This is a genomic window from Enterobacter sp. RIT418, assembly GCF_003057745.1.
In the GTDB taxonomy this organism is placed as follows: domain Bacteria; phylum Pseudomonadota; class Gammaproteobacteria; order Enterobacterales; family Enterobacteriaceae; genus Enterobacter.
Window position 1 is genome coordinate 293603 of the sequence record NZ_QBJD02000005.1, and the last position, 17174, is coordinate 310776.

Annotated in this window: 15 protein-coding genes; 11 read left to right on the top strand and 4 right to left on the bottom strand. The window is 60.4% G+C overall.

Annotation, left to right across the window (positions count from 1 at the left end; all coding sequences use genetic code 11):
• Window positions 1–297: 297 nt before the first annotated feature.
• The 11 genes from DBY73_RS08305 (at window position 298) to cheZ (ending at window position 11908) form a co-directional block, all read left to right on the top strand.
• A complete protein-coding gene (locus DBY73_RS08305) occupies window positions 298–870 on the top strand; it encodes a spore coat protein U domain-containing protein (RefSeq protein WP_112010696.1) in 573 nt (190 codons plus the stop codon).
• 13 nt (window positions 871–883) lie between these two features.
• A complete protein-coding gene (locus DBY73_RS08310; RefSeq protein ID WP_112010697.1) occupies window positions 884–1432 on the top strand; it encodes a spore coat U domain-containing protein in 549 nt (182 codons plus the stop codon).
• Window positions 1433–1448: 16 nt separating this feature from the next.
• Window positions 1449–2198, top strand: coding sequence for a molecular chaperone (locus tag DBY73_RS08315; protein ID WP_112010698.1), 750 nt, complete (start codon window positions 1449–1451; stop codon window positions 2196–2198).
• Window positions 2174–4558 carry a fimbria/pilus outer membrane usher protein gene (locus DBY73_RS08320; RefSeq protein WP_112010699.1) on the top strand — a complete coding sequence of 795 codons (2385 nt, stop codon included), beginning with the start codon at window positions 2174–2176 and terminating at the stop codon, window positions 4556–4558. Before DBY73_RS08315 ends, DBY73_RS08320 begins: the two co-directional genes overlap by 25 nt.
• Window positions 4555–5520 carry a spore coat U domain-containing protein gene (locus DBY73_RS08325; protein ID WP_112010700.1) on the top strand — a complete coding sequence of 322 codons (966 nt, stop codon included), beginning with the start codon at window positions 4555–4557 and terminating at the stop codon, window positions 5518–5520. The genes DBY73_RS08320 and DBY73_RS08325 overlap by 4 nt, the downstream gene beginning before the upstream one ends.
• A gap of 84 nt (window positions 5521–5604) precedes the next feature.
• Window positions 5605–7269: a methyl-accepting chemotaxis protein II gene (gene tar / locus DBY73_RS08330; RefSeq protein ID WP_112010701.1), complete on the top strand. Its 1665-nt coding sequence runs from the start codon at window positions 5605–5607 to the stop codon at window positions 7267–7269.
• A 43-nt stretch (window positions 7270–7312) separates the two neighbouring features.
• Window positions 7313–8914: a methyl-accepting chemotaxis protein IV gene (tap, locus tag DBY73_RS08335; RefSeq protein ID WP_112010702.1), complete on the top strand. Its 1602-nt coding sequence runs from the start codon at window positions 7313–7315 to the stop codon at window positions 8912–8914.
• A gap of 19 nt (window positions 8915–8933) precedes the next feature.
• Entirely contained in the window at window positions 8934–9800 is an 867-nt protein-coding gene (gene cheR / locus DBY73_RS08340; RefSeq protein WP_112010703.1) for a protein-glutamate O-methyltransferase CheR, read from the top strand.
• Window positions 9797–10846, top strand: a complete 1050-nt coding sequence (locus DBY73_RS08345) for a chemotaxis response regulator protein-glutamate methylesterase (RefSeq protein WP_112010704.1) — start codon at window positions 9797–9799, stop codon at window positions 10844–10846. The genes cheR and DBY73_RS08345 overlap by 4 nt, the downstream gene beginning before the upstream one ends.
• 17 nt (window positions 10847–10863) lie before the next feature.
• Window positions 10864–11253 (top strand): chemotaxis response regulator CheY, encoded by a 390-nt coding sequence (cheY, locus tag DBY73_RS08350; RefSeq protein WP_112010705.1) that lies wholly within the window; start codon window positions 10864–10866, stop codon window positions 11251–11253.
• Window positions 11254–11263: 10 nt separating this feature from the next.
• Window positions 11264–11908 (top strand): protein phosphatase CheZ, encoded by a 645-nt coding sequence (cheZ, locus tag DBY73_RS08355; RefSeq protein ID WP_112010706.1) that lies wholly within the window; start codon window positions 11264–11266, stop codon window positions 11906–11908.
• 49 nt (window positions 11909–11957) lie between these two features.
• On the opposite strand, the gene DBY73_RS08360 is transcribed toward cheZ, so the two are convergent.
• From DBY73_RS08360 to DBY73_RS08375, 4 genes are all read right to left on the bottom strand, one after another.
• Entirely contained in the window at window positions 11958–13121 is a 1164-nt protein-coding gene (locus tag DBY73_RS08360; RefSeq protein WP_258458408.1) for a fimbrial protein, read from the bottom strand.
• Entirely contained in the window at window positions 13105–15666 is a 2562-nt protein-coding gene (locus DBY73_RS08365; RefSeq protein WP_112010707.1) for a fimbria/pilus outer membrane usher protein, read from the bottom strand. The genes DBY73_RS08360 and DBY73_RS08365 overlap by 17 nt, the downstream gene beginning before the upstream one ends.
• A 6-nt stretch (window positions 15667–15672) precedes the next feature.
• Entirely contained in the window at window positions 15673–16368 is a 696-nt protein-coding gene (locus tag DBY73_RS08370; protein WP_112010708.1) for a molecular chaperone, read from the bottom strand.
• Window positions 16369–16495: 127 nt separating this feature from the next.
• Complete coding sequence (locus DBY73_RS08375; protein ID WP_112010709.1) at window positions 16496–17071, bottom strand: fimbrial protein; 576 nt, start codon at window positions 17069–17071, stop codon at window positions 16496–16498.
• Between the last annotated feature and the right edge of the window lie 103 nt (window positions 17072–17174).

The following is a 17174-nucleotide window of genomic DNA, read 5'->3' on the forward strand; positions in this document are numbered from 1 at the left end:
TTAGTTTTGTTGCTTACCGGGTGAGGATATATTGTGATGCTTATCACGTTTCATGAGATATATCGTCTGCGCCTGCAAGGTAAACATGCCGGTTTAAGAGGTTAATTATTTGATTTAAATCAAATTTTGGCGTCAATACGGTGAAAGTTGTAGGGCAAGCGTGGGAAGTGGTTGAAGTCATCTCCATAAACTAAATTCTCCATAACCCCCTCGAAGGAGAGTTAAGCGGGGCTAACATATTGAGCAGTATAAATAAAATGTGGAAAGCGAACGGAAACTTCTTCTGGAGGGTGGTAAATGAAACGACAACGTCTTTTGATTTGCGCTGGCGCTCTGCTGTCCGGCGGCCTGGCGATGCAGGCGCAGGCGGTCACCAGCAGCGGCTCTATCGGCGTCACGCTGACGCTGACGAACGGCTGCCTGATTAACGGCTCGCCGTCGCAAAACGGCATCAACTTCGGGACCCTGGACTTTGGCACCCATCCCGCAACCTTCTCCACGCTGACGACCCAGCTCACCGGGGCCAGCGGCGGTAATACCTTTACGATCCAGTGTACCACCGCCAGCTACACGGTCGCGGTTACCGGCAACACCAACACCACCGCGCCCGGCACTGTCGCGGGAACGCCGGGGACGCCGGCACGCTATCTGATCAATACGACCAGCACCACCCGCGGCGTGGCGTATAGCCTCTATAGCGACAGCGGTTTTAACAACGTTGTTGCCAATAACGCGGCGCTGCCGATCGCCTCTACGGCCAACGGCGTCGATAGCTATACCCTTTACGGGCGTATAACGGGCGGCGGCAACAGCGTCAGCGTTTTACCGGGGACCTACACCGACACCATCAACGTTAGCGTGAACTACTAGTCCCGCGCCTGCCATGAAGGCACTTTTTGCAGGTCTGCGCCGCGGCGCGGAGGGACGCGTACACCCTTTTTTTCTCCTGGCGGCGGCAATCGTGATGATGCCTCCGGCCGGAGCGGTGACGTCGCAGTCGTTTAAGGTCAGCGCGACGATCGTTCCGGGCTGCTCGGTCACGGCCGGAACCGGGGGAATTTTAGGCACGCTTAACTTTGGCACGCATACGGGCGTGGAAAGCGCGCCCGTCAGCACCAGCTTTGTGCCCAACGGCGCGCTGTCGATTGCCTGCACGCCGGGCGTGGCGCTTAGCATGAGCATTGACGGCGGGAAGTATTACTCCTCCGTGCGGCGTATGCAGATAGCGGGCGGAACCAGCGTGGTGGGGTATCGGCTTTACAGCAATAGCTCGCTGGCGGCGAACAGCGAAATCGGGGTCAACCAGCCGGTGGCCGTGACCTATACCAACAGCAACAATATTGCGCTGCCGCTGTTTGGCGTCGCGCTCCTGACGGGGTTTAGCCCCGCAGGCACGTATTCAGATCAGCTCACCGTGACCTTGTCATGGTGATTAAGGGAGAACGTTCATGAAGCCATCCTTCACATCCGTCTGCCTGATAGGCGCGCTAGGGGCGACGGGCTATGCGCACGCCGCCGCGACGATCCTCCTGTGGCCCATCGATCCCTGGCTCGCGCCGGACACTCGGGCCACGGAGCTGTGGATCCAGAACCAGGGCAACGCCGCCACGACGATGCAGGTGCGCATCGTGCGCTGGCGCCAGGAAAATGGCTTCGAGCGCTACGCCGCCCAGCAGGAGGTGGTGGCCAGCCCGCCGATCGTCACCATCGATAAAGGGGCCAAGCAGCTTATCCGGCTGATCAAGCAGGGCAACGTTGCGCCCGGCGTTGAACAGGCCTACCGCATTATCGTGGATGAGATCCCCCAGCCCGCGTCCACGGCCGAGCCCGCTATTGGCCTCAAGCTCCAGATGCGCTACTCCATTCCGCTGTTCGCGTACGGGCAGGGGATCGAAACCCTAAAAGAGGGGGCGCACCACGCGCTGGTGGAAACCCGAAATCTGAGCTGGCGGGTGGCGCAGGAGGACGGTCATCCGGTGCTGGAGGTCCGCAACCAGGGGGATGTCCACGTTAAGCTGAGCCAGGTGTCGCTCACGCAGAACGGGCAGACGCGCACGGTGGCCGAGGGGCTGCTCGGCTATGTCCTGCCGGACAGCACCCGCCGCTGGCCGATACCCGCCGGGATCCGCCAGCCCAGCCAGCTGAGTGCGCAAATTAATGCCAGGGATACGCTATGGCAGTCGCCCCCCGTCAACTGAAGCCGGCGATGATGATCCTGCTCTGCGTCAGTACGAGTGCCTGGGCCGAAAGCGGCGACGACAGCTTACCGCCGCCGCCGGGCGCGCAGGCGATGAACGGCGAGGCCGTTTTCCAGCTCGGCATCGTGCTGAACCACTACGATACGGGCCTGGTGGTGCCCGTTACGCAGCGCGACGGCGCATTCTTTATCTCCAGCGCCGACCTGCTGCGCGCCGGGCTGCCGCCGGAGCATATTCCTGCCGGAGAGGTCAATCTTTCCACGCTATCGCCCGTGCGGGTGGAGTATGACAGCACCGCGCAGCGCCTGCTGTTGACCGTCCCCCGCGACTGGGTGGCCTCCCGCGTGACCTCCTTTAACGGACAAACCGCCCAAAGTAAGCCCCACTTCGGCACCGGGGCGCTGCTAAATTACGATTTCTATACCAACCATACCGAGCACGTCGGCGGACAGGCGTCCCTGTGGCATGAGTTTCGCTACTTCAACGAAAGCGGCTCGCTCTCCTCAACCGGCTACGTGCGTCAAAACTTTACCGGCAGCCAGGGGCAGCAGGAGGGGTACGTACGTTACGACACCACGCTGCTGATCACCAACGAAGACGATGCCGTGACCTGGAGCGCGGGGGACGTGATCAGCGATGCGCTAAGCTGGAGCTCCAGCGTGCGCATGGGCGGCATCAGCTACGGGCGCGATTTCTCCCTGCGACCGGATCTGGTGACCTGGCCGCTGCCGGAGTTTTCCGGTGACGCGGCGGTGCCGACGTCGGTCGATCTGTTTATCAACGGCTACCGCTCCGGCTCAACGCAGCTTCAGCCGGGGCCGTTTACGCTGACCAACCTGCCTTACATCAACGGCGCGGGCGACGCCGTCCTGGTCACCACCGACGCGCTGGGCCGTCAGGTCAGCACCACGCTGCCGTTTTACGTCACCAGCGATCTGCTGAAGGCGGGGCTGAGCGACGGGGCCGTTACCCTTGGGAGCCTGCGGCGAAACTACGGCATAGACAATTTCGACTACGGCCCGGCGGCGGCGAGCGGGTCGTATCGCTACGGGCTGACGGACTGGCTAACGCTGGAAGGGCACAGCGAAGCGGCGGAGGAGCTGGCGCTCGGCGGCGCGGGCGGCGTCGTAAAGCTTGGCCACTTTGGCGTCGTCAATTCATCCTACACCCGCAGCCGGATGCGCGGAGACGACGGCGGCCAGGTCAACTGGGGCTATCAGTACAGCACCAGCGCCTTTAGCCTCGCCACCCAGCACAGCCGGCGCGACCGCGGGTTTGGCAACCTCGCGCTGTACGATCAGCCAACGATCTATGATGAAAACAACGACCCGATCGCCAGCCTGAGCCGCAACACCGATCAGTATTCACTAACCTTTAACCTCGGACAGTACGGAAACATCGGCGCGGCCTGGATCGGCGTCGAAAGCTTCGACAATCAGAAAACCGAGCTGCTTAACCTCTCCTGGAGCCGCAGCCTGTGGGGGGCCAGCAATATTTACGTGGCCGGCAGCCGCGACCAGCAGCGCGGCGACTGGACCGTCGCGCTCTCTATTCAGGTGCCGTTTGGCGAGCGCGACAGCGCCGCCGTGACCGTTGAGAATACCCCCAGCGCGGGCAACACCCAGCGTATCAACTATAACCACGCCATGCCGTCCGACGGCGGCTTTAGCTGGAACATGGCGTGGGCCAACCAGTCGCGCGCCAGCAACTACCAGCAGGGGACGCTGGGCTGGCGCAACAACAACGTTGAGCTACAGGGCGGCGGTTACGGCGAGCAGGGCATGATGACCTGGTGGGGCGAGGCGATGGGCTCCCTGGTTCTCATGGACGGCGAAATGTTTGCCGCCAACAAAATCAACGATGCCTTCGTGGTGATCAGCACCGACGGCCATCCGGACGTGCCGGTGAGCTATGAAAACCAGCCGGTGGGTAAAACTAACCGCAACGGCTACCTGCTGGTCAGCGGCGTATCGGCCTATTATCCGGCAAGCTACAGCATTAATACGCTGGATCTTCCCGCGGACACGCGGCTGAAAGAGACCGAGCGGCGCGTGGCTATCCGCCGCCACAGTGGCTACCTGGTGGACTTCCCGATGGAGCAGGAGCGGGTGGCCAGCGTGATCCTGCATGACGCGAACGGCGAAGCGATCCCCGTTGGCAGCCAGGTGCGTCGCGCCTCGCGCCCCAGCGCGGTGGTAGGCTACGACGGCATCGCCTGGCTGGAAAACCTTAGCGACGTCAACGCGCTGGAGATCGCCACGCCGAAGGGGAAACGGTGCAAGGCGACGCTGACGGTGGGGGCCAACCCCGAGCACAAGCTGCAAACCTACGGGCCGCTGACCTGCCGGGAGGCCCCGTGAGGCGCCTGCTGCTGCTGCTGGTGCTTCTGCTGGCCTCCGGCGGAAGCTGGGCCGCCTGCACTGTCAGCACGGTCAACGCGTCGTTTGGCAGCGTGACCTCCTTTGCGCTGAGCGGTACCGGCGAGGTGGAAACCACCGGCACCCTGGTGGTGGCCTGCGATACGGTGCTCAACCTGCTGACCAACGATTCCATCACGCTCACCTACACGGCGGCGTCGGTGTCGGCCAACGGCCGCGCCACGATGAAGCGCACCGATAACGCCACCGTTCCTGACGTCATTCCCACCCGGCTGTGCGGCCTCTCCGGCTGCGCGAGCAGCAGCGAGGTGCAAATCAGCAAGACCTATACCTGGGGCGGCAGCACGCTGCTGGGGCTGCTCGGCTCAAAGCAGTACAACATCCCGCTCTACTTCAGGACCGTCGCCGGGCAAAACGTCACCGCCGGGCCGTATCAGGTGCTGCTTACCTTCAACATCAACTATAACGTCTGCGCGGTGGGCGCGGCGGGGCTGTGCCTGACGCCGCAAACCGGCACGGCGACCACCACCATCCTGCTCAATCTGACCGTAACCAACGACTGTAGCGCGATGACTACCCCGGACATCAACTTCAACAGCGCGCCGCTGGTGCAAAACTTTCCTACCGTCTCGCAGGCGATTGCCGTGACCTGCACCAAGGGCAGCACCTACACCATCGGCATCAACAACGGCGCGAACGCGCTGAACAACGTGCGGCGCATGGTGAGCGGCAGCAATGCGATGAGCTACGACATCTATAAAGAAGCCACGACCAACCGCTGGGGCGGCAGCGGGGCGGAGCGCTGGACCAGCGCCACCTCGTCGCAGGTCAGCACCGACGGGCTGCTGCGCACCTACAACTATACCGCCAAAGTGCTGACCGGCCAGACAACCCCTCCTGCCGGAACCTACAGCGACACGCTGATCGTTGACGTCGCCTTCTGACCCCGCGCTTTTCCCTTTCGCAAATGTAAAGTTCCTGTGGCCTGTGCCGATAATACCGTTAATAAACCTATAAGAAGGTGTTGTATGTTGAACCGTATACGCGTTGTCACCCTGCTGATGATGGTGCTGGTCATTTTCGCACTTCTTCAGCTCATTTCCGGCGGGCTGTTTTTCTCGTCTCTTAAGCAGAATCAGGATAGCTTTGCCGCGTCTAACGACCTGCGCCTGCAGCAGGGCGAACTCACCTCGACCTGGGACCTGTTGCTGCAAACGCGCATCAACCTCAGCCGCTCCTCCGCGCGGATGATGATGGACCCGGCGAACCAGCAGAGCAGCGCCAAAACCGATCTGCTGAAAAACGCGCGCGCCACGCTCGCCGACGCCGCGAAACACTACGACGCCTTCAAAAAAATTGCTCCGCAGCCCGCCATGGCGCAGGTGAGCGCCAGCATAGATGAAAAATACAACGCCTACTTTGCCGGGCTGACGGAGCTTATCCAGTTCCTGGAGAGTGGGAATATGGACGGCTATTTCGCACAGCCCACGCAGGGAATGCAAAACGCTCTCGGCGCGGCGCTGGGCGAGTACGCCAACGCCAGCAGCCAGCTTTACCACAGCGCCTTTTCGCAAAGCCAGAACGACTATCGCTTCGCCAAATGGCAGATGGCGGTGATGGCCATTGCCCTCGCCGTCGTGCTGCTGGGCGTGTGGTACGGCATTCGCCATATCCTGCTTAACCCGCTGGGGCGCGTCATTGCCCATATTCGCGACATTGCCAGCGGTGACCTGACCAAAACGCTGGCGGTGTCCGGGCGCAACGAAATTACCGAGCTTGCCGGCAGCGTCGATCATATGCAGCGCGCGCTGGTGGAAACCGTCTCTAACGTGCGCAGCGGGTCGGACGCCATCTACACCGGCACCAGCGAAATTGCGATGGGCAACAACGACCTCTCTTCACGCACCGAGCAGCAGGCCTCCGCCCTCGAAGAGACCGCGGCGAGCATGGAACAGCTCACCGCGACGGTGAAGCAGAATGCGGATAACGCGCGTCAGGCCTCTAAGCTTGCCGAAAGCGCCTCCGACACGGCGCAGCGCGGCGGACGCGTAGTGGACGGCGTGGTGAAAACCATGCACGACATTGCCGACAGCTCGAAGAAAATTGCCGACATCATCAGCGTCATTGACGGCATCGCCTTCCAGACCAACATCCTCGCGCTCAACGCTGCCGTGGAAGCGGCGCGCGCGGGCGAGCAGGGGCGCGGTTTTGCGGTGGTGGCGGGGGAAGTGCGCAATCTCGCCAGCCGCAGCGCCAACGCGGCGAAAGAAATTAAAGCGCTGATTGAAGACTCCGTCTCGCGCGTGGATACCGGCTCGGTGCTGGTGGAAAGCGCGGGCGAAACCATGAATGACATCGTGAATGCCGTGACCCGGGTGACGGACATCATGGGGGAAATCGCCTCTGCGTCGGACGAGCAGAGCCGGGGTATCGACCAGGTCGCGCTGGCGGTATCGGAAATGGACCGCGTGACGCAGCAAAACGCCGCGCTGGTGCAGGAATCCGCGACGGCGGCGGCCGCGCTGGAAGAACAGGCGAGCCTGCTCAGGCAGGCCGTCTCGGCCTTCCGCCTGACCTCCACCGTTAACGCGGCCAGCGCGCAGGCGGCGTATCGCGAACCGGCCTCCGCACCAGCGGCAGCGGGCCCCCGCCATGCCGCGACCGGACAAGAAGAAAACTGGGAAACATTTTGACTGACTGTTAAACCGCGGCGGCTGCCGCTTGATGGGAGCGTGGATGTTAAATCGTATTCGTATCTCGACCACACTGTTTTTGATTCTGATTATGTGTGGGGTATTGCAGGTTGGCAGTAACGGGTTGTCTTTTTGGGCGTTTCGCGATGGTTATCAGAACTTACGGGAAGTCGAGGCGAGTAATCAGCAGCGCTCCGCGCTGGCGCAAACGCGCGCCGTGCTGCTGCAGGCAAGCACCGCGCTGAACAAGGCGGGGACGTTAACCGCGCTGAGCTATCCGCCGGACGACATCAAGGGGCTGATGGCGACGGCGCGTACCAGCCTGAAGCAGGCCGACGCGCAGTTTAAGGCGTTTATCGCGCAGGAGGCGGTGAGTGAAAAAGGGAAGGCGCTAAAGGCCGCCATGGAGAAAAACTATGCCCGGTGGCACACGGATCTGGAGCATCAGGCCACCTGGCTTGAGAACAACCAGCTTTCTGATTTTCTGACCGCGCCGGTGCAGGACTCTCAGGCCGCGTTTGACGGCAGTTTAGACGCCTGGCAGCAGGACATTAACCAGTTCGTCCAGCGCGCGGGTGACGACAGCCGCAAAAGCTACCGCATGTCGGGCGTGGTGTTCGCCGTGATGGTGATCCTTGCCGCGCTGCTGACCGGCGGCGCGCTGCTCTGGTCGCGCCGGATGATTGTGCAACCGCTGGCGATTATCAGCAGCCACTTTGACAGCATTGCGAAGGGCAACCTGGCGCGCCCGGTGGCGGTGTACGGCAAGAACGAGATTTCCGCCATTTTTGCCAGCCTGAAGGCGATGCAGGGCGCGCTGCGCGAGACGGTCAGCAACGTGCGTCAGGGCAGCTACGCGATGCACACCGGCATTTCCGAGATTGCGGCGGGCAATAACGACCTTTCTTCGCGCACCGAGCAGCAGGCGGCATCGCTGGCGCAGACGGCGGCCAGCATGGAGCAGCTTACCGCGACGGTGAGCCAGAACGCCGACAACGCGCGTCAGGCGTCGGACCTGTCGAAGCAGGCGGCGCTGACGGCGAAGAAGGGCGGCGACCAGGCGTCGCACGTGGCCAGCACCATGCAGGCGATTGCCGCCAGCTCGCAGAAAATTGGCGACATTATCAGCGTAATTGACGGGATCGCCTTCCAGACCAACATTCTGGCGCTCAACGCCGCGGTTGAGGCCGCGCGGGCGGGCGAGCAGGGGCGCGGGTTTGCCGTGGTCGCGGGGGAAGTTCGCAGCCTGGCGAGCCGCAGCGCCAACGCGGCGAAAGAGATTAAGGGGCTGATTGAAGAGTCGGTCACCCGCGTACAGCAGGGGTCGGCGCTGGTGGACACCGCCGCGCAGACCATGACGGAAATCGTCACCTCCGTCACCCGGGTCAACGACATTATGGGCGAGATTGCCTCCGCCTCCGACGAGCAGCGCCGGGGCATTGAGCAGGTCGCCCAGGCGGTGAGCCAGATGGACCAGGTGACGCAGCAGAACGCCTCGCTGGTTGAGGAGGCGGCAGCCGCCACCGGACAGCTGGCGAATCAGGCGGACCATCTTACGGGACTGGTCGCCGTGTTTAACGTGAAAGAGCAGGTCGAAGCAGTAACAGAAGTTGGTCGGCCGCAGGCCGTGCCAGTTGTATCCTGAATGTGATTGAGAAGGCGCTATGACATCACCTATGCCCTCAGGGCAAACGTCATTATTGCAGCAGATGACACAGCGCCTCGCGCTGTCCGACGCGCATTTTCGTCGGATATGTCAGTTAATCTACCAGCGTGCGGGGATCGTGCTTGCCGACCATAAGCGAGACATGGTTTACAACCGTCTGGTACGGCGTTTGCGTACGCTGGGACTGGATGATTTTGGCCGCTACCTGAGCATGCTCGAAGCGAACCAGAACAGCGCCGAATGGCAGGCATTTATCAACGCGTTGACCACCAACCTGACCGCGTTTTTCCGCGAGGGCCATCACTTTCCGGTCCTGGCGGAGCACGCGCGTCGTCGCACCGGGGAGTATCGCGTCTGGAGCGCGGCGGCCTCCACCGGGGAAGAGCCCTACTCGCTGGCAATCACCCTGGCGGATACGCTGGGCATGGCGCCGGGACGCTGGAAGGTTTACGCCAGCGACATCGACACCGAGGTGCTGGAGAAAGCCCGCAGCGGCGTGTATCGCCAGGACGAACTCAAAACGCTGTCGCCCCAGCAGCTGCAGCGCTACTTCATGCGCGGCACCGGCCCGCATGAGGGGCTGGTGCGCGTGCGCCAGGAGCTGGCGAACTGCGTCGAATTTGCCTCGCTCAACCTGCTCGACAAGCAGTACAGCGTGCCGGGCCCGTTTGACGCCATCTTTTGCCGTAACGTGATGATCTATTTTGATAAAACGACGCAGCAGGACATTTTGCGTCGCTTTGTGCCGCTGCTCAAACCTGACGGTTTACTGTTTGCCGGGCACTCGGAAAACTTTAGCAACCTCGCGCGCGAGTTTAGCCTGCGTGGGCAGACGGTGTATGCGCTGAGTAAGGAAAAAGCATGAGTAAAATCAGGGTATTGTCGGTCGATGATTCGGCGCTGATGCGCCAGATCATGACCGAAATCATCAATAGCCACAGCGATATGGAGATGGTGGCAACGGCGCCCGATCCCTTAGTTGCGCGGGATTTAATCAAAAAATACAACCCCGACGTGCTGACGCTGGATGTCGAAATGCCGCGCATGGACGGCATTGATTTCCTCGAAAAGCTGATGCGCCTGCGCCCGATGCCGGTGGTGATGGTCTCCTCCCTGACCGGGAAAGGCTCGGAAATTACCCTGCGCGCGCTGGAGCTGGGGGCGGTGGACTTTGTGACCAAGCCGCAGCTCGGCATCCGCGAGGGAATGCTGGCCTACAGCGAAATGATTGCCGAGAAGATCCGCACCGCGTCGCGGGCGAAGCTGGCGGCGCATAAGCCGATGGCCGCGCCGGCCGCCCTGAAGGCGGGGCCGCTGCTCAGCTCGGAAAAACTGCTGGTGATTGGCGCGTCAACCGGAGGAACAGAGGCAATTCGCCATGTACTCCAGCCATTGCCGCTCTCAAGCCCGGGTATTCTGATTACCCAGCACATGCCGCCGGGCTTTACCCGCTCGTTCGCGGAGCGCCTGAACAAGCTGTGCCAGATAAGCGTGAAAGAGGCGGAAGACGGCGAGCGCGTGCTGCCGGGGCATGCCTACATCGCGCCGGGCGATAAGCATATGGAGCTGGCGCGCAGCGGGGCTAACTATCAAATCAGAATTCATGACGGGCCGCCGGTTAACCGGCACCGTCCGTCGGTGGATGTGCTGTTTCATTCGGTGGCGAAACACGCGGGGCGCAACGCCGTTGGGGTGATCCTGACGGGGATGGGCAACGACGGCGCCGCCGGAATGCTTGCAATGCACCAGGCCGGGGCCTGGACGATTGCGCAGAATGAAGCAAGTTGTGTGGTGTTCGGCATGCCGCGCGAGGCCATCAATATGGGTGGCGTGAGCGAAGTGGTCGATCTTAGCCAGGTAAGCCAGCAGATGCTGGCGAAAATCAGTGCCGGACAGGCAATACGTATTTGACTCAGGAGTAGAATTAGATGGCGGATAAAGAGCTTAAGTTTTTGGTTGTGGATGACTTTTCCACCATGCGCCGCATCGTGCGCAACCTGCTGAAAGAGCTGGGCTTCAACAACGTTGAAGAGGCAGAAGACGGCGTTGACGCGCTTAACAAGCTGCAGGCGGGCGGGTTTGGCTTTGTTATCTCTGACTGGAACATGCCGAACATGGACGGCCTGGAGCTGCTGAAAACCATTCGTGCCGATGCGGGCATGGCCGCGATGCCGGTGCTGATGGTCACCGCGGAAGCGAAGAAAGAGAATATCATCGCGGCCGCGCAGGCGGGCGCGAGCGGCTACGTGGTGAAACCGTTCACCGCGGCGACCCTCGAAGAGAAGCTCGGCAAAATCTTCGAGAAACTCGGCATGTGAGGTGAAGGTCATGATGCAACCTGCAATGAAACCCGTTGAAGAACATTCGCCCACCGACATCATCGTCCGAATCGGCAGCCTGACGCGCATGCTGCGCGACAGCCTGCGCGAGCTGGGGCTGGACCAGGCTATCGCCGAAGCGGCGGAAGCAATACCCGACGCGCGCGACCGTCTGGACTATGTGGTACAGATGACCGCGCAGGCGGCAGAGCGCGCGCTGAACAGCGTCGAGGCCTCGCAGCCGCACCAGGACGCGATGGAGAAGGGCGCGAAGGCGCTGAGCAAGCGCTGGGATGCGTGGTTCGAAAACCCTATCGAGCTGGCCGACGCCCGCGAGCTGGTCACCGATACGCGGCAGTATCTCGGCGACGTGCCGGGGCACACCAGCTTCACCAACGCCCAGCTGCTGGACATCATGATGGCGCAGGATTTCCAGGACCTGACCGGTCAGGTGATCAAGCGCATGATGGACGTGATTCAGGAGATTGAGCGCCAGCTGCTGATGGTGCTGCTGGAGAACATGCCGGAGCCGGCTGCCCGTCCGAAGCGCGAGAACGAAAGCCTGCTCAACGGGCCGCAGCTCGACGCGTCTAAAGCGGGCGTGGTGGCAAGCCAGGATCAGGTCGACGACCTGCTGGACAGCCTCGGCTTCTGACGCACAGCGGCTACCCTCAGGTTGGTTGTTCAACCTGAGGGTAGCCGCGTTAGCGAAGATCCATCTTCACCGTCACGTTCCCTTCAAAACTGCCCGGCTCGGGCGTCGCCTCCGTCGTGCTCACCGGCACGGCCTGAATTTTCACCACGCCATTTCCCTGTTCATCCATCGTGACCGGAAACTCGAAGCTGCCGTCCAGATCGACGTTTTTGCCGTTTTCATCATAAATGCGCACCCCGAGGTCGTTTCGGTTAAGCAGCTTTGCGATATAGGGCGCGCTGCTGTCCGCGACCCCCTGATCGGCCGAGAGGGTAAGCTTTATGCGATCGGAATTGCCCACCGCGTTATCGTCGCAATGGTAGGCGATATCGACGTTCTTTAGTGCGAAGCCCTGAGGCGGCTGCCCTTTACTGACGAACTGCTTGCTGACGATAGAGCCAAACTCGACCTCAATGGTGCTGCCTTCGTTGATGGTGCAGCTGAGGGGAGCCGAAAGGGTGCCGCCAAACCAGATATCAGAAACGTGTTCAGCCTGCGTGGGATCGCAGGCTGAACCGCTGCCAAACTGAAGGCACGCATAGTTCTGGGCGATGAGCGTTGGCGGAATGACCTCTTCCCCCAGGATGGGCTTCTTGATGTGGAGCAACATCGCCACGACGTTCCAGCGGAACTTGCGCTTAATCTCGCTGGCCCCGTCGGGCTGCGTATCCGCGCTGCAGACGCTGGCTTCACTCACGGGAACCGACAGGACCGTTTCCAGCACGCTGGACATATTTCCGCGCGACGTCGGGTACTGGTTGATATGAATGGGGACCAGATAGCTACCGTCCGGAGAGTGAATGGCGTCCGAGTAGCCGGTGATATCGGCGTCTATTTTATCCGTAAGATAGCCGTAACCGTTTATTCCCGAGCTAAGCGGACTCCCGGCGTAGGTGACTTCGTAGACCCGGCTTGAGGAGAAAAGATTCCCGGGGCAGGAGCAGTTTGCCTCAACGGATCCGCCTGCTCCAACCAGATGATCGGGAATATCGTAATCGCGACCCGCTTTGTTTTCGGTGGACGAAATCGCGTGATCGTATGAGATGGTATAGGTTTGCGGTACGCTGAAGCAGTTTTTTAGCAGGGTTGCGGCCCGGCAGGCGTCCAGCGGGGCCTGGCTTAGCGCGGCACCGAGGAGGCAGGTTGCCGCATGTTTCTTAACGTTTTTCATCATGAATGGGTTCCTGCTGGCAAAGCGCGCTGACCGAATAAATACCGTTAGGGCTGACGCTTTGCCGTGTTGTCTGAGGTGAAATGAGGGCCGTACACTGCTGGCTGGGCGCGTTGCCCCACCGCACCGCAAGCCGTGACGACTCCCCGACGCCCGCCAGATAGACGGTGCCGGTATCGTCCACAATCCCGCTTGTCGCCGCGGCCTCGCAGCTGGCGACGGCGCCAAAAGGTACGCGCTGTCCGCCCGGGCGCGACAGGGCGATCAGCATCCGATAGCCCACGTGCGCATCAAAGCGGGCAACCACCGCGGCGTTACGTGAGGGAATGACGGTGGCCGCCGTATCGCTGCTGTCAACGTCGTCCGGCAGGGTAGCGGTGTCGATACGAATGGTGTTCGCCTGATAAGGCGTCAGCGAAGGGATCACGGCGTTGCCCAGCCAGTCCGTCTGTACGCCACGCTGGTTTTGAAAACGAACCCCGGCGGCGTCGTTGGCCGTTACGATGGCAAACTGGCTGCCGAGCGGCTGTGAAAGCGTGACGCCGTGCGGATGGGCCACAACCCCACCGCTGATGCCGTAACTAAGCTGCTGAGAGCCGTTGGTGGCGGTGTAATACCCGGCGTTGAGGTTGGCGTACTGCGAACGGTAGCTCCCGTAGAGGCTGCTGGTATCGTCTTCGCCGTGGTTGGCGTAGCTCTGCTGCAAAGAGTAGCTCAGGCGTTCGTCGTCCAGCAGCGTGCCGCTAAGACCGATATTTTGACGCGTTGAGCCGTGCTGGCTATTGCTGATGTTATAGCTGCTCCAGGCGCGGGGTAGCCATTTTGACAGTGGGACGCTGAGGCCGAACGACACCATCCGATCGGTCGCTTCCCCATCGGCTTTACTGTAGCTGTAGGCCATGTGGTAGCTGACGCCGCTGATAACGGTGTTAAAGCCTGCCGACAGGCTGCGCTCTGTTTTCGACGTTCCCCAGTAGTCCTGCTGATAGCCGTTGAGATAGAGACTAACGCCAGAGACGGTCTGGCTTAGGCTCGCCTGGATGCGGCTGCGCTTGTTGTATCGAAACAGCAGATCGTCCTCATGCTCGTCCATTTTCTGATTGGCGTCAGTAAAGCTGTAGTAGCCGCGGCTGGAGTAGCGGTAGCTGCCGAGCGTGAGGTTGGTGTCGGTGGCGTCTATTTTTCCGGTGTAGAGCACGCGCAGGGAATGACCCGTGTGCTGACTGTCGTTGTCGAGATGAGTGCGTGCAAGCGTGACGTCCGCCGAAAGCGATCCTAACGGGCCGAGCGACACGCCTGCGCCCGTATTGGCCGCATTGTAATCCTGGGAGAGCGTCAGCCCGCCAAACCAGGTCATGAAATTATTGAAGCCGTAAATGGCGCTGCCCTGCAGGAACTCGGGCTCCTTTTGGCTGCTGGCGCTGTCGGCGCGATAGCGACCGGCCGTCATCTCAAATTTAACGTGCCCGGGGCGCTGCATAACGGCGATGCTGGAGTAGGGCTGCGTAAAACGGTGCTCGGTACCGTCGGCCTCTTTGACCGTGACCTCCAGATCGCCGCTGTTGGTGGTCGAGTAAAGATCGTTAATCTCAAACGCGCCCGGCGCAACGTTCTGCTGATAGATGAGATAGCCGTTCTGGCGCACGGAAACTTCCGCATTTGAACTGGCAATCCCGCGAATGACGGGCGCGAAGCCCCGCTGGCTGTAGGGCAGCATCTCCTCATCGGACGCGAGGTTGACGCCGCGATATTGCACGCTATCAAACACTTCGCCCCGCGTGCTGCTTTCGCCTGCGGTGAACTGCGCCTTAAGTGCATCGACGTCGTGCTGCACGTAGGTGCTGAGGTTCGCCCACTGACTTTCGGAGTCAGACTGGCTCCACGTGCTGTAGTTACGCACCCGCCAGCCCAGCAGGTTTGCCCCAGTGCGGACGTTCAGGTAGCGATTAGCCGTGCGGTCGCTGCCGTCGCTCCGGTTTTCCGCGCCGGAAAGCGTATAGTCGCTGAATAGCACGGGCACGCCGTCGTCCCAGCGCGACGGATCGATATAGTCAGGACTGGCCTGGCCAACTGCGGCCTGCGGAATGCTTAGCGCCAGCGTCATCGTCGAGAAATCCAGCTGAGCGAACGCCAGAGGAATATAGTGGCCCAGCGGTTCAGGCAGCGTCTCGTCGGGCGCAATCGCCAGCAGCGAGGGATAGCGATCGACGTTAATCCCCCACGCGCGAAGCATGTCTGGCGTGAGCTGTGGCGCCAACGCTCCGCCTGGCGAGCTGACGTAGGTGATTTTGGCATCGGCGCGACGGCGCGTATTGATCGTCACTTTTGACGCGTAGGTGCCCGGAAGCTGCGCGTTCGATTTTGAAAACAGGGAAAGGTCAATTTCCTGCTCGCTCAGCATGTCGCCTTCCAGAGAGGAGGGGGAAAAGCGATACTCTCGTGCCTCAAGAGAGCAGCTTGCCACGAAAATAACGCCTCCCAGGCAGCGCAGTAGCGGGTTGAGCGGGAAGGCCCTGCTGTATGACCGTGCGTTACGTCCTGTAAACATGGTGGTTTAGTCATCCTGCACAAGGGGAGAGGTAAATTTGTCGGATGCATTGCCGTAATCCGTGATGCAGCGCCAGCTGACGTTTTTACCCACCGCGACGTCCGGGAGGGAAAGCGTGACGCTGGACGCGGGCCCGACCATATCCGCTTTTTCTATTTTCGTTGTCCCAAGGGACAGCGAGTCAAACACGCTGTAAAACGCGCCGTCGTTAATGACGGTGAGCTGACCCGCGCGGCGGACGAAGCGCAGGCGTTGGCAGGTTTCTGACGGCGAGCCGACAAGCCCTGTCGGGCGCCAGAACAGCTTCAGACGCGTTTTGTAGATCAGGCGCAGGACGTTTTTATCTTCATCATCCGCGCTGGTTGCGGGAACGGTGCGCACGTTCAGGTAGAACAGCGTCTCTTTATCCGTGGGAAGCGGCGTGCCGTTCCACGTTATGCGCAGGCTTTGCTCTTTTTGCGCGTCGAGACGAAAAAGCGGTGGCGTCACAATAAACGGCCCGCGCGTTTTTCCGTCACCGGTATCTGTCCAGGATTGAATAAGCCACGGCAGCTCTTTTTCATTATTCTGCAAAGGCAGGGACACTTCTTTTTTCGCGGCATCGTAGATTATGCGCGTACGGCCAATTTGCACGCCCGCTGCGTGACAAAACATGCTCGCCATGACGGGAAAGCATAATAATATTTTTACTGATGTGCGCATGGGGAAACCTTAAATAAAAAGGAGAAAGGAGATAATAGTCCGGAAATGAACCGAACTATTATCTTGTCAATTCTCCTCAAACGGCATATTGCGATAATCGAGAAGTATAAATTACGCGTGAACGGCGTTAACGATAGAGAATATTAACCGTCATATCGGCATCGGCCGCACCCGCTGTCACGTCAGCAGCAAAGGATTTATACCGGGCATTAAAATCGGCTTTGATGGTGTCCGAGGTGCGAGTTGCCAGCTCGATATAGACCTGTTCTTCCGCGCCGTCCATGGTAATAAAGCGGTCGTTTTTGCCTGCCGGGCTAACGGCGACGCCGATGCCCGTTGCCGCTTCGTCGCGCGCGGTGGTGATTTTACTCACGTCAAGCAGCGTGTTTGAACCGGTCAGCGCCGTTGGGCCGTTGAAGGTGAGCTGTATGGCGGGCAGTCCGTCGCTTTTTAACGGGCAGTTGGCGAGAATAATGGAAAAAGGAACGAGCGTGGACTCTTTACCAACTTCGGTAAAGAACGTCGTAGGAAAGGTGCCTAAAGGAACGGTGCTGTCCGTGCCGCTGTCACCCTGAATGGTGCAGCTTGGCTCGATAATTTCCCCGGTGAAGTGAATGGTGCCCGCATTCATTTCCGCTGCGAAGCCGCTCATCGACAGCGTTGCGAATATGGCACCCGCAATAATGTTTTTTGTAAAATCCATCTGAATAATTTCCTGAGTTGAAAAACATTTTAGTTGGCGATAAAAAAGCTGAAGGATTATCGCCGCAGGGAAGTATAACGATTATTTATATCGAGGTAACGAT